Annotated in this window: 17 protein-coding genes; all 17 read left to right on the top strand. The window is 39.9% G+C overall.

Translation table 11 applies throughout. The annotated features are described in order from the left end of the window. The first annotated feature begins 2 nt into the window (after nt 1-2). A complete protein-coding gene (locus JMF85_RS00250; RefSeq protein ID WP_201317546.1) occupies nt 3-812 on the top strand; it encodes a YkgJ family cysteine cluster protein in 810 nt (269 codons plus the stop codon). Nucleotides 813-900: 88 nt separating this feature from the next. After that, complete coding sequence (locus JMF85_RS00245; RefSeq protein WP_201317545.1) at nt 901-2,370, top strand: protein kinase family protein; 1,470 nt, start codon at nt 901-903, stop codon at nt 2,368-2,370. Nucleotides 2,371-2,541: 171 nt separating this feature from the next. Then, entirely contained in the window at nt 2,542-3,042 is a 501-nt protein-coding gene (locus JMF85_RS00240; protein WP_201317544.1) for a helix-turn-helix domain-containing protein, read from the top strand. Beyond that, nucleotides 3,039-3,548 (top strand): excisionase family DNA-binding protein, encoded by a 510-nt coding sequence (locus JMF85_RS00235; protein WP_201317543.1) that lies wholly within the window; start codon nt 3,039-3,041, stop codon nt 3,546-3,548. The genes JMF85_RS00240 and JMF85_RS00235 overlap by 4 nt, the downstream gene beginning before the upstream one ends. Before the next feature lie 15 nt (nt 3,549-3,563). Beyond that, on the top strand, nt 3,564-3,833 hold the full coding sequence (locus tag JMF85_RS00230; RefSeq protein WP_201317542.1) for a hypothetical protein: 270 nt from the start codon (nt 3,564-3,566) through the stop codon (nt 3,831-3,833). A 531-nt stretch (nt 3,834-4,364) separates the two neighbouring features. Further along, on the top strand, nt 4,365-4,874 hold the full coding sequence (locus tag JMF85_RS00225; RefSeq protein ID WP_201317541.1) for a hypothetical protein: 510 nt from the start codon (nt 4,365-4,367) through the stop codon (nt 4,872-4,874). A gap of 531 nt (nt 4,875-5,405) precedes the next feature. Continuing rightward, a complete protein-coding gene (locus tag JMF85_RS00220) occupies nt 5,406-6,314 on the top strand; it encodes a tyrosine-type recombinase/integrase (RefSeq protein WP_201317540.1) in 909 nt (302 codons plus the stop codon). 23 nt (nt 6,315-6,337) lie between these two features. Then, complete coding sequence (locus tag JMF85_RS00215) at nt 6,338-6,658, top strand: hypothetical protein (protein WP_201317539.1); 321 nt, start codon at nt 6,338-6,340, stop codon at nt 6,656-6,658. A gap of 31 nt (nt 6,659-6,689) precedes the next feature. Beyond that, nucleotides 6,690-7,025 carry a hypothetical protein gene (locus JMF85_RS00210; RefSeq protein ID WP_201317538.1) on the top strand — a complete coding sequence of 112 codons (336 nt, stop codon included), beginning with the start codon at nt 6,690-6,692 and terminating at the stop codon, nt 7,023-7,025. A gap of 13 nt (nt 7,026-7,038) precedes the next feature. After that, nucleotides 7,039-7,530: a hypothetical protein gene (locus JMF85_RS00205; protein ID WP_201317537.1), complete on the top strand. Its 492-nt coding sequence runs from the start codon at nt 7,039-7,041 to the stop codon at nt 7,528-7,530. Nucleotides 7,531-7,952: 422 nt separating this feature from the next. Then, nucleotides 7,953-8,225, top strand: a complete 273-nt coding sequence (locus JMF85_RS00200) for a hypothetical protein (RefSeq protein ID WP_236595679.1) — start codon at nt 7,953-7,955, stop codon at nt 8,223-8,225. A gap of 465 nt (nt 8,226-8,690) precedes the next feature. Then, nucleotides 8,691-9,656: a DNA/RNA non-specific endonuclease gene (locus tag JMF85_RS00195; protein ID WP_201317536.1), complete on the top strand. Its 966-nt coding sequence runs from the start codon at nt 8,691-8,693 to the stop codon at nt 9,654-9,656. A gap of 515 nt (nt 9,657-10,171) precedes the next feature. After that, the gene (locus tag JMF85_RS00190) at nt 10,172-10,483 is read left to right on the top strand and encodes a hypothetical protein (protein WP_201317535.1); all 312 of its coding nucleotides are present in this window, start codon (nt 10,172-10,174) and stop codon (nt 10,481-10,483) included. Nucleotides 10,484-10,530: 47 nt separating this feature from the next. Further along, nucleotides 10,531-10,728, top strand: coding sequence for a hypothetical protein (locus JMF85_RS00185; RefSeq protein WP_201317534.1), 198 nt, complete (start codon nt 10,531-10,533; stop codon nt 10,726-10,728). A 20-nt stretch (nt 10,729-10,748) separates the two neighbouring features. After that, on the top strand, nt 10,749-11,072 hold the full coding sequence (locus JMF85_RS00180) for a type II toxin-antitoxin system PemK/MazF family toxin (protein WP_201317533.1): 324 nt from the start codon (nt 10,749-10,751) through the stop codon (nt 11,070-11,072). Between the two features lie 568 nt (nt 11,073-11,640). After that, nucleotides 11,641-12,303, top strand: coding sequence for a GIY-YIG nuclease family protein (locus tag JMF85_RS00175; protein ID WP_201317532.1), 663 nt, complete (start codon nt 11,641-11,643; stop codon nt 12,301-12,303). A 311-nt stretch (nt 12,304-12,614) separates the two neighbouring features. Beyond that, a complete protein-coding gene (locus JMF85_RS00170; protein WP_201317531.1) occupies nt 12,615-13,886 on the top strand; it encodes a restriction endonuclease in 1,272 nt (423 codons plus the stop codon). Nucleotides 13,887-13,973: the final 87 nt, after the last annotated feature.

Genomic DNA, 13,973 nt, shown 5'->3' with positions numbered 1-13,973 from the left:
AAATGGCTAAGAAAGAACGTTGCTTTTGCGGGAGTGGGAAGGCTTCGAAGAACTGTCATCGCGTTACTTCTGACAGCCGCGCGGAGCATTTATTTAAATTATTTGGCGAAGTTGATCAAGCTGAAAAGAAATACTATGAGAACAGTGACACAAAACCGCAGTGTTATTCTGGCTGTAATAACTGTTGCAGTGATTTCTTTACAGTTTCCGAGGTTGAATTCGAAATTATAATGGATGAAATTCATAATACATGGACCCAAGAGGAGATCGTGAGTTTATATAAGAGAGTGATGGACAACGTCAGGAGCTTTCAATCAGAGCATCCTGAGCTAGTTGAGGCATTAAACACTCAACTTGATTATGAACGCAACATAAATAATCTTAAGTCCTTTAAGGGGAAAAGCAGAACAAGCTTCCCATGTCCACTTTTAGACAGTGAAACGGGAAAGTGTTCTGTATATGAAAAGAGACCATTCATCTGTAGGACACATGGAACCACCCATTACATAATAGAAGAGCTGAGGTCACTTGAAAGTACTGTATGCGAGTACATTCCAAGTCGATTAAAGCATAATGAAGTTTCACCGGATTTAACTGACCTTCACGAAAAATACGAGCAGATTGTAAATGTAATCACCAATAAAGGATCACTGCAGATACGAAAATTGCCAATTTTTTATGGGATTTTCGTTTTGGCATCCATAAATAGCTTTGATCCTTCAAAGCCAGTACTTAAGGATCGTCACAATTTGGATATGTCAATGAAGGACAGTAACAAGATGCAGTTAAAGAAGGCAGCATCAATGGGGTAATATGGGGGTTTTTTAGGTTGAAGTGTATTGCGGTTAAGTACAAGGTTTATTTTAGTCCATAATAATTTCTTATAAGGTGGTTAGTACTATGCTCTTTGAGCAGACTTATATAAAAATACTACGGTACTTTGACAAGCACTTTTGGGAAGGAAAAACATCTGAAACAAATTGGAATTACTACGGTCTTATTCTGGATTGGTATTTTGATAATTCTGTCCTATGTATTGACTACTTAGATATTGCAGACTTTTTTGACCACAATGGAGGTTTTGGATTTGTAGATGATAAATATCTAACGGAACAGTATGGTAATCTTCCAACTGCAAAGTGCTTGCAAATCCTAGAGAACATTCTGAATATCCTTAAGCATTCTACCGTAAATAAGGAACAAAATAGCCATATGATTGAAATGGTCACTAAAGTATTAATAAGGGACAACGTAAAAGTTGTTAATCGGGATACTGGATATATCACTGTAATGCCTGATGATATCCTTGATTCTGGGTCATATTGTAACATTGTTCGTGTAAGGGAAGGGGTTTTAAGAAAAGAGTTAAAATCGGTATATCAGAACGACGAGAAGCTAAAAAAGCGTATGCAGTATGAGTTTGAAAATATGCAGAAGCTGAAAGAATGTCCCCAAGTACTAAATGTGTTCGATTTTAATCAAGATAATTATTCGTATCTAATGGAACAGTGCGAAAAGAATCTTTATAAGCATCTGGAAGATGAGATGGAGCTGTCTTTTGATGAGAGACTGAAAATTATTATGGACATCTTGGCAGGAATGGCATTTGCTCATGAAGAGACGATTATTCATAGAGACCTTCACTTAGGTAATATTCTGAAGATAGGAAACGATTTTGTAATAGCCGACTTTGGATTAAGTAAGGACCTTTCTATCGAACGGAGCATGAAGTCATCAGTCACAGAGAAGAATAATCATCTATTTGTTGATCCTCTTGCAATGTCTGATTTCACAAAGCTAGATCAAAAGAGTGATGTCTATTCCATAGGCAAGATAATTGATTATGTGCTCACACATAATGCACTGGATTCCAACCATATCTTCAAGACAGTAGTCGAACGTTGTATTTCTCGAAATAAAGACCTTCGATATGACTCAGCCCTTCATATCCTCAATGAAGTTGATAGTATTCTGAAGAACCAAGACCAGGCAGCAAACAAGCAGAACACTATTAACAAGATCCTAAATAATCACTATGATGCTCAGGTGCATGATTTTATTATTGGTTTGACAGAGACAGATAAAATCAGCAAGTTTATAGTTGAGCATAGGTTGTCAACGTTCTGGAAACTTGTATTGAGATTTGAAAGTGGTTACCAGTCCCAAATTCTACAATCCATATCTTATAATTATGTAGAAGCAACTGGCTATGGTGGTTGGGGAAACTACGATATCTTTGCTCAAATTGCCTACAACTTATGTTTAAGCTTGGAAGATTTTGAGGTGAAGAAGATTGCAAGAAGTATTCTAGAAGGTTGCGCTGATATAAGATACAGCGCAAGAAACTTACTAGAAGAGCTACCTGATTAAATGAACAGATGTAGAATGATTGAAAATGACAGTATGGGATTCGTGCGAGGAGTCCGTATTGTCTTATTTTTTTTGTTCGAGAAATCTTTTTCATGTGATCAATTTGCCAGCAGGCTTTGGAACAGTGGTGTCGAATGCAGTAAGAAAATGGAATGCTCAGGGGTTGATATAATGAGTAAACGCAAGGTCACTCTTAACGTCAAAGAAGTATCCGAAATGATCGGTATATCTAATGCTAAGATTTATGAAATGGCTCGAATGAACCAAATACCACACATAAAAGCTGGTAGCAGAATAATCTTTCACGAGGATGTATTGCGGGATTGGATGGGCGCCGCAAGTGTAGCACCTCGAGGACCGTTGTTTACTCCATTACATGCGGATAGAACAGATTCAGAAGATGCTCTTACGGGAACTCGTTTTGAAATGCATTTGACCGGAGAAACGATCCGGTTTATTCAAACAGTATTGGAGATTCAGGAAACTGATATTAAGAAGCATCTTGACGAAGTCTACGATGAAAGTGCCACCAAGAGTGTTTATTACAAAGACAAGCCAGAGGATCTTGAAAAACGAAGAATGTACGCACAAAGGCGTTACCATGCCTTAATCCTCGCTCTGGATGAAATTGACCGAGAATTTAGTCGGGCGCAGAAAAGGGAACTGAAATGACTGACCTGATCGGTTATGTAATCTGGGGTGAAGACGAAGCGAAAAAGTGGTATAACGGACACATGACTTCAAAAGAGGCAGCAGAGTATCTCGGTTTATCGAGATATATGTTGAGAAAATTTGTAAGTGAAAATAAAATTCCCTATACCCGATCATATCGTGATGTTTCATTTCATCAAACGATATTGGACGCGTGGATGAGAGGCGGATTTATTCCAGGACGAGTTAAGTTGATTTTGGATGAGGAGTGTATTGAGTTTGATCATAGGGATGCCCTTCAGGAACATTATAAGAGGTATCCCGAGTTACTTGAAAAGCTTAAAGAACAAGAACGGGAACTTGATCTTCAAAAAGTCAGTTCTGAGTATAGTTTTGAAGTCCGCTCAAATGGGGTCTTAATTTCATTGGGGAATTCAGAGAATCAGATTGCTTTCCAAGCTTTCTTGAGTAATAATGCGGTCGATCAGCTAATTCAGTCCGTGCAGAAGTATCGATCTCAACTTTGAAGGGAGAAAACAATATTGGCTAATCCAGTTTATACTCACGCCGAACAAATCAGAATTGCTTCGAGTCATGGACAAGATATCAATTACTTAGTCTGCTACGGATATGTTGATTGGAAAAGGGACACTAACATGAGACCAGCTGTTTATGTGTTGATGGAGTATCGCGGTAAGGTTTCCTACGATACGCCACCCCACATCACAACAGATAAAAATCCGGATGGCTCAACGGACTTTGAGAAGGTAATGACAGCTATTAATGAACTAAAGGTAAAATATAGTCTCTGAGCTTACGAAGAAACCGGCAGTATAGGACTCGCTTACCGAGTATCTATACTGCCGGTTTTGTGTTTACTCCATTAATTCGCGGTAACCCTGTAGGTGTGTTTGAATTGAGAGTACAAATCATTTTGGGACTTCATTCAGGAGAATTTTCACGTTATGTATATTCAAAATCTATAAAGTGAGGGCGACCAGTATAAGTACCAAAGCAATTGTCAGCGATAGTCGGGTTTTACCCACACTACCCACTGCCCCCATTCTTTTTGATCTAATGCGGCTCTACAATCGATTTAATTGTATCAGCGGTTCCCTTTGAAGGTGAAAATCGATCACAAGCTTTTCTACGCTCAAAAGGGGTTAGTCTTGCTTAAATTTCAATGAAAACGCTCTGCCGGTAACGTGTCCGAAAAACTACCCATAGGCTCGTTAAAAGAACACGTTCCCTGCACTCTATGTTGATTACATTATAATAGTAGAAACTCGTTTGGGACTATCCTATTCGCCCTTGAAATCCCCGATAAGGGTCGACCTTCTCTCTTGCTGATTACGAAACAGAAAGGACTGATTCAGATGAGGTTTCTTCTCTATTTAGAGAACTGCTTTAACAAATGCCATGCTGAAGCTAGGACAAAAGGCAAAGTATTCCCTTCCGAGTACGATAAAGAAGTAGCTGAATTGAGACTTCGAACAATCGATTACATCTTGGCTTTCATGGGGTCAGCAATTGACCACACCTACGATTGTTTACCAGGCGGATTCAAGAATAACTTACCACCGACTATGAAAAAGTGCTTCGAAGTATTTGTCCAAGAGTTCCATGAGCATGGTTATCTATCGGGGTTAAGATCGGCAGCTCGTCAATTGAATTTACCAACAAATCAACTCCAGAAGGTTCTTGATCGTATTGATGGGGTAATGAGGTCACTTGCTTCCAAAGATGTTAAAGAAATAATGAACGCCAAAACTGACAGGGAAATGAAGTTTTCAAGGCATTTCTTTGAGCAGAATGTAGCCAGTAATAAGGAAATGATCTGTAATTTGAGATGATCAATTGTAGCTTAAATTTGACAGTATTGAATTCGCTGGTCGAGTTCAGTGCTGTCTTTTTATTTGTCATTGCGAAAAATAGTTTCTCGAATGTCGGACTTCATTTTCCACTTTGGCAGCCAGATTTAGATTAAGAATACATGTAGTAAGGATGCGGTATGGCTCTATGCAAGTGACCTGATGATCCTTCTCTCGTCAGGGGGTAACGTCCTAAATCTCCCTTCTCTGTTTGATATAAAAGCCATACCGCATCTCCCACCAGCAACACAGTTGAAGCAGCCGCAATTGAAGTGTCTTAAAAACACACTTCTCCTGCTTGAGCTCAGTCGGCTCAAAGGGGTTCGTCATCCCTGTCGGTTTCAGGGTCAGGATTCGAGCAAAAAGTTAGGTCACACAACTTGTCGTGCAATTATCATTATGTGACGAGTTCGTAAGAATCGGTTGCTGTTTTGGCTCGGATTCGTTAATAACTTGTCGTACATCATTACCGGTAAACTTGTCGTATAACAAAGCCCAAGGAGGTGAATGGTCTTGAAAATCCAAGAAGCGGTCGCTCGTTATCTCGAATACCTGTCGGTCGAAGAAAAGTCCGAAAATACCGTCAAGGGCTACGCCATGTGTTTCAAGCGTTTTATGCAATGGTTGGATGCTTCGTGGGGTAACATTTCGAATGTGGAAGACATTTCTCAAACGGTCGTTCGGGACTTCAAATCATTTCTTGAATCTCGGACGGATCGTAGGACTGGTAAGAAGCTGGCTCCCAATACGATAAATCAAAACTTGAATGCTCTGAAGTCCTTGTTCGTTTTCTTTAAGGGAAAAGGGATCAACTTCCGGTCTGACCCGATCAGTGCCATTAAGTTAATACCTATTGCATCCCAAAACGATTACCGATGGCTCACGCGGCAGGAAGTAAACCAGATCCTTCATGCGATTGAAATGCTCAAGCGTACTGGCGAAAAACGAAAGGCTATGTACAAAGCGGTCATCATAATCCTCGTTAACTGTGGTTTGCGGGTGGAGGAGCTTTCGGAATTGGGGTTGACCGATGTGGTATTAGATTCAGGGTTGATCGTTATTCGAAGCGGGAAAGGCGAGAAATATCGTCATGTGCCGTTCAATGTGAAAACCCGCGATATCCTGCAACGATGGTTGGGTCATCATGGGGGAAAGTCGCCTTTCTTATTTTATTCTCAACGCAGCCAACAATTATCGGTTCGGGCGATCCAGCACATGATCGAGAAGCTTTCGGAGCAGACCAAAATCAAATTCACGGTACATCAGCTTCGCCATACGTATGGTAAACAAGTTGCAAATGAACGGGGTATCGAAGCAGCAGCGACTTTACTCGGTCACTCCAATATTCAGACGACCAGGCGTTATACCCAACCTTCTCTGCAGGAATTGCGTGAAGCTGTTGAGGGTATTGAGTTTGAGTGAGTTCGCAATTGGGGTTGATTAAGTTGAATCTTTACAAGGAACTTGAAAAATTCGGAGATATCTTCGCCGCGGCGGTCTATCTGTGTTCTGCTTCAACCGTTAAAGCTGATTCTGACAAAGAAATCGCAGCCATGCTCAAGAAGGTATTCGAGTTCAAGTACTCCACAAGCAACATTGTCATCATCGATAACTATATCGACCGAACCGATTCAAGATTCCAGTGGGAACGTCTGCTTCAGGATGCTGGTTCTGGTCGTTTTCAAGGGGTGATGCATTACGGAGATCTGGAATTGGCACCTGATCTCAAAAGTATGGGGTTATTGCTCATCGACGTCAGCCGGTGAGTTAGAAGTGTCCTTAAGGGTGGTGTAGGCATTGACAAAAGGTAACATGGAAATCAAGGAAGTGAGGCAGTTATTTTTACTGGCACTTGCGAAAATTGAATCGTTACAGGCTATTGGGGTTGAGAATAAATTATGCGAGCCACAGGATCTATCGGAGCTTAAGTTGGAGATTGATCAAATTCAAACATCACTTGATCTGATGACTTTCAAAGCAAGTGACCATTTCAAGTTTTTATCGGAGTTGATACGCTCCTGCGGCTTAATTTGTTGCATGAAGGTTGTCCAGCCCAATTCGTTGATGATGTTCTTTCAATGCAGTTCATGTCCGATCTTTCAATTTGAAGAAGCGTTTTTAAACGATGAATAGGAGATGATGGCTAATGGTATCGCAATCAATTAGTAGACCGGATCATTTCTTGGTAGCACTCATTATCAATCGGGGGATGCACCATATCCGTACCATTGTAGGTCATTACAGCGAACTTCTTCCCGAGATCAACTTATTTGATCCTAATCAAACAAACCAGAACTATTTGGATCTTGGCGGAGAACGATTGATCCTATTGCAAAACTGTTTGAAAACAGTGAAGGACTTTAATCAGTTTTATAGTTTCTGTTTCGAACAGGGAGTCAGAATCGATATGAAATCGGTCTTTGCTGAACTGTATAACCTCTGCGATCACTATTCGGCTTTGGATTATTACGGTAAGCCTAAATACAAAGTTCATCCCCAAGTCTATAGGGATGTGGTCAAAACCAAGTATCATCTAAATGAGCGCAGCAAGCAGTTTAACATCTCTCAAATTACAACTCCAGGTCATCGTGTCCCTATAGTATTAGGTGCGTTCTTACAGAGTGCTCGGTCTAGCTGAGCACTCTGTTTCTATTGTCGGGGTATATACGGGACTAATTCAAGGTTGATCTGCTTATGGCCAAACTGATATTTTTGAAAATCGACTGGAAATGAAATCATTTTTGGAGTCGGATATAGAGCAAATCTACATTAAAGGAGAAGAAGTCTAAAGAATAACGACTATCCTCAAATGTGAGATGAAATAAGGCTTACGGAGAGCGAAGGTCAGTTAGACAGTTGATTCAAGGGGGCTTTTTGATCCTCATGAGAGTTACCGCTAATCCTATTTGCCCTCCATCAGACAGTGTGGAAGCAATATAGGTGATGTTATGGTAATGAATCCTATACTTATGACAGAGACTTTCTATCTGCTTGACTATTCTTGTCAACCCTTTATCTGACAAAGGGAAGAATTAATGAATAATAATATTAGGGGGAGATATGTATGCTACTACGACACATTTGCGAAGCTGTGGAAAAGAAGAACTACTTACATCTGAACAAGGATTCGAGCAAGGATGGGATTACCCACCTAAGATGGGAGCATTCAAGGTTATTTCTCCGAGGACTTGTGGAGGTTGTTCAATCAACAACACTCTATGGTGGGCGTTGACAGTCGAAGGGAAACAAGTAACCGATTTAGATGAAAAACAAGTTCAAACTCTTAAACGGATATTGCAAGAGCCGGAGAGTATTATTATGGTGACCGATTGATTTTGGCGGTATTGAATAATATGACCTCTACTATCCGATTGATTCTAGCGGCAACCTGAAAAACTAGGTTGCCGCTGTTTTGTTTTCTAATGAAGTGAAGTCAGGATAGTTTCATAAGATTAGTTTAGGTAAAATTGATTGAAGCTATCAACTCGGAGTGAGGTGAAATTATGTAGATGTTTCTCTATTGAAACGATTTACATGATTACTTTCAACGATAGTGCAACCGATACATGAATAATCGGACTAAAAGAGCCATCATTCCGGTGAGTAGAGAGCCACCCATCCGGAAAAATTGAGCCACTTCTCCGGTGGCGGAAGCCATCATAAACCCGCTGAGCTTATGGGCAGGATAATTCAATAGGATATTAGTCTTTTATGGTAAGATTATAGAACAAGATAAGATAAGTTAAAGTCGTCGTTTTAGAATGAACTGGTATGAAACTATTATAGGAGAGTCCTAAAATGAAAAAGAAAATGAACTATTTAATCTTACTGTTAATGATCATCTTAATGGTTGGTTGTACCAATGCAGAAAATTTAACTATTACAAATGTAGAAGATGCTCCACAAGAAGTAACCACAGTTGATAAAGAACCTGAAGAAACTGTTACCGAGGTCATTGTAGAGACAGAAGGAGAAGAAACTACCCCGACGGTTGTTGACGAACCGGTAGCCGAGGAAACACCAACCCAACCCAATAACGAACTATTCTCAGGATACAAACGTATTGAAGTGGATAGTTGTGATTTGTCTGGGCATCGTAAACCTAACGTCGTTGTGGATGTTGGTGACGGGGACCGTGAATACTGGGCATTTACAAATGAACACGGGCAACTAGTGCGTGTCATTGCTGGCGAAATCATTCTACAAGATGACAGTAACGAGTCTGTCTCATCGTCTGGTAGATATTGTTCTGATGAGGCGAAAGTCCCTGGTGTCGAAAGCGATGTATTAGATGAAGGACATGTCATTGCCGATTCTCTCGGAGGGGTATCGAATGCTTATAATATTACCCCGCAAGATAGTACGCTCAACCGACATGGTGATCAAGCTTATATGGAAGATTCGATACGCAAAGCAGGTGGAGCTACAAATTTTGAAGCAATTATCACCTACCCGAATACAGAAACGCAGATTCCTTCAAGTTATCAGTATACCTATACGCTTATGGATGAGGTAATTGTTGATACATTTGACAATGTGAACCCTGATGAAGTAAATGCATCACTCGGATTAACAGGCAGTGAGCCTTCTGAATCAACTAGTTCAAATACAAACACTGACATTTCTAGTGTTGATACAAACGGTAATGGACAAGTGACGATTAAAGAAGCTAAAGCAGCAGGTTATAGCATGCCAATAACGAGTGATCATTGGTTATATCCCTATATGCGCGATGCTGATAATGACGGTATGGTAGGTGAGTAAGATTACTAACGGATGCGATAGTTAAACAAGTATAACAGGAGAGCCACTCATAAAATGGGTGGCTTTCTTTGCCGGAGGGATGGTCCAAAAATGCCGGAGATCTGGCTCTCACTCACCGGAACGATGGCTCAATATCCTCTGGAGTATTCATACAGCCAGAAATCTCGTAGTTTACGTATTCATAGACGAGTCAACGGTTGTCGGTAAAGGGTTTACTAGCAAATTATGCGTATAAAGCTGACAGTAAATCACACTTCTCCGAGGTGTGATTTTATATTTGCCTTATAAAGGGGTATCCCCGGCTTTTCATGCCCCACCTGCCTAAATATTTTTGTCAAAGAACCCTTGAGTTGTGAATCAGGAATCTAGATATTTTAAGACTGAGCGGTATTGCTTCAAGTCGACCGTAATGATCAGAAAGCTCTGTTCTCAGGAATTGACATTCAGAGATTTATAATGTATATTGCTGGTGGTGGGGTATATACCCTGCACCTTATTAAGGGGGTATTAGAATAATGGAACTTCGTATTAAAATTACAGACGCAGAATTTGCGGATATTGAACGTCGGTCGAAAGCAGCAGGATTCCCTTCAGTTAGTGCTTATGCTCGGAATCTGCTTTATCCCCAACACAACTACGAACAGAAGTGGGATGAGGTAAAGGCGTACATAGACAAGCTCGAGTCTGGTAAACCCTTTTATATTCGTGATGCATTGCCTAATACACCATCACTCTTTGGGAGATGGGCTTATGAGCAACGTGCCGAACTAGGAATTGAACCTATTGGGAAAGATCGTACTGGCACCAATAAATGGCGTAAAATTTAAGTTGTGCATTTGATTAAAGCGCTATCTGAAGGGACGAATAGAGCACTATGAGAGAAGAACTTGTTGCATGTGAAGACTGCGGTGTAACTGAAGTAATAAAAAATAAGTTTACCTTTGGAAGAACCCTATGTGAGGTATGCGAGTATGAACAACTAGAAGCCCAAGAATTCTACGATGAACTCATGTGTAACTACCGAAACGATGAAGATGCCGGAGAGGCATGGGACAGCTTTGATATCGATTGAGAAATATTGGAGGTAGTAGAATGCTTATCGATCAAGGCAACATCTTATTGATTGACCTGACTAAACAGATCAGTAGACCATTTATTATAGTGTCCAACAATGTCTATAATCGTCAATATGATGAAGTGATAGTCGCGAAGATTATTGCGAAAATTGATTCTAATGCCAATCGTGGGATTAGGATTTCAGGCGATGATCTTGTTGAAGGAGAGATTAGAGAAGATTGGTTAATTCTTCCTGACAAACTCATTACATTTCCACAGCAGTCAGCCAGTAAGAAATTAGGTAAGGTCAAACCCCGAATTTTGTCAGAAGTAATCGAACAAATTCGTTCCGGATTTTAACAGGCGTTACAAACTTCCTGAATAATAGTGTCAACAGCTGAGTTTATCGTAGGGGTATTTAGATCATTCATCCACCGATATACTGTATAATGTTACATATACCTTTTGAAGGAAGACGTGTTGAACATCTGGAAAAGATGGAGCCTTTGGATGGCTTGGGTCTATTTAATTTTGGCACTGATCAGTATGAGCGATGAGACGCTTATTCTTTTTCTCATCATCAGTCCTCCAGCTTGGTTAGCCGAGTCACATTGGTTTATCGTAAGATTTACTCACCCATCGAATATTCCGATACCAGTAGCTATTCTTGCAGGAATGATATTCTGGGGTATCGTGGGTTTGTTGATCGATAGTCTTATCATAGTAGTTAAGAGACAGAAACGGGATTGACTTATCGCAAGGGGTATTCCAGCTATTAATGCTCACTTGACCGTTCTACCCACTCAACCCCCTCCACCAGAGAAATACCAACTTGAAAACGAAAATGGAGAGACCACTGTATTCAAACCAGAGTTAAAATCAGTTCGCTAAAGCGTTGGTAGTCGGAACTTCACGAAGGAGGGGTAATTTGATTCACTTTGGCGTGAAAGTAAACGGCGGCAAGAATGGGCTAAGGCTAACAAGAGAAAATTATGCAGTAGTCAGTAAAAAGAACTCGTTAAATATAAAGTTATCAATCGACATATACGATGATGTGAACGGTGAGTATACAGATGCTTGGTGCAAGAAACAGCTTGCCGATTGCCTTGAAAACTTTGATCTAAACATGAAGTACTTCTCCTTATTAGACAAGGATAAATTTCATGGCGAGATCAATACCTTCCTCCATCGGAACAGAGGCTTTTCCGAAGTGACGGACTTAAACGAATACTCTGAGAAGTCAGGGTATTACATGATGATTTTGGATGAGTATTGTCAATTATACGTAGGAACCACGAAAGACATAAAACTCCGCATTCAGCAGCACTGGAGAGCGAAGAAACCATTTGATAGACTTCTTTTCCCGATGGGGTCAGTGGATACATCCTTGCTTTCAATAGACTCTTTTAAAGCCTTGGACACGACAAGGATATACGCTTACGTAACTCCCACAACATACAATAATGAAGATGATTACATTCAGCAGTTTTCCAATGAGTTTATCTGTAACAGAATGGCTGGAGGAAGAATAACCGGCGGGTTATTGCAAGCAATAGGAATGAGGAAGTCACGGACTCTAATAAGTAAATGACTATACAGACCCTGGCTTGCAATGCAACGAACATTTATAAAAATCTTGTAGTTTACGTTGTGATAGCTGAGATAACGGTTATCGGTAAAGGATTTAGCGTCAATTATTGAAGGTCAAATCGGAGTATAAATATATCAACTGCTATCACACTTCCACGAGGTGTGATTTTTTGTGTTGCATCCCCTCATAAGGGGTATCCAAAGTCTTATTAATGCCCACCAGATCATTGTGCTCACTCATTCCACTCAGACAAAGAGAGTTTGTGGTAATATTAGACAATAAACTTATATAGTGAAGGGTGATTTCTTATTTTGAGTATACATACGATGGATGGGTATGATTTTGAAAGGCTCATCACAAAATTATTAAAAAGTATGGGATTTTTGGTTGAGATGACCTCACTGTCAGGAGACGGTGGCGTTGATATAATTGCTTATTCGACTGAGCCTATAATAAAAGGGAAGTATCTGGTACAGTGTAAACGATGGAATGCAGCTATCGGAGAACCCACAGTAAGAGATTTGTATGGGGTTGTACTAAGTGAAAATGCAAACAAGGGCATTATCGTCACCAATTCAACATTTACCGACAAAGCGATTGAGTTTGCGGATAATAAAAACATAGAATTAATCGATGGCTCTGAGCTTAAAAAGCTATTGGATCGATACATAGGAACTCCCGATATTGACGTATCGAATGTACGTAAGAGATTCGACGAAATTGATGGATTTGACTTGGGAAAATACAAATACCTTAAGTCAAGAATTGAGAACAATAGAAATGAAAAGCAACATTATGATTTACTTCGAGATTTTTACCATTCGTATGTTCTTGGTAATGAGTTTGAGATCAATAAAGCTGGTTTGCTTGATGAGTATATTAAGTTTAATGAGGAGTTTATCCAGCGGTTCTGTAAGAGGTCACAACTTCTGCTTGAAGAAAAGAAGGCAGTTCAGTATATCAACGGGGTATTGAACTTATTGAAAGGTGATGTATTCAAGTCTGTTGAGATTTACAAGGACTTGCAACTGCTTGACCGAAGTTCTATGAATATTTTATTGCATAGATACCAAACTGTATCAGAGCATTTTACCAATCATTTTAAGGGAGAAAATGTGAGACAAGTTGAATACATAGAGTATGGTATGCGACGAATTGAGTATATTGGGAAGACAACGAATAATGCGCCAAGTGTAATGCTTAAAAATCTGTATCTAGTATTTTCAAAGATTCAATTTCAGACTGGCATAGACTATATTGAACGAATGGTCAAGAGTTACTTTCAAGAGAATATTCAAAGTGGTCGTTTTACTGAAGTAGGAAAGGTAATGCAGGAATTAATGTATGAAGACATTCAGACTATGTTCCAAGAGATTAGAGATGGGCAGTATAAGATGCTTCATTTTCCGGTGAATTTTAACGTAGGTAAGGAATCAAGCTTCAGTGGTTATAAAGGTAAATACTATTATCATCTCGATTTCAGTGAAGATTGTTTCATTACGGTAGACCAATTAGTCGAGAATTATTGGGGTAACTCAGTCCGCGAGGATGAATTTGAAATGTTGAAGGTCTTATTCAGCTAACCACCTTTAAAACATCAGGATATTTAGCAGTTTGCGTTGCCTTAATTGAGATGGCGTTGTCAAAAAGAGTTTGCTAGCAGATATAGT

Source organism: Paenibacillus sp. EPM92, assembly GCF_016586185.1.
Taxonomy (GTDB): Bacteria; Bacillota; Bacilli; order Paenibacillales; family NBRC-103111; genus Paenibacillus_G; species Paenibacillus_G validus.
This window is presented reverse-complemented; position numbering and strand designations above follow the sequence as displayed.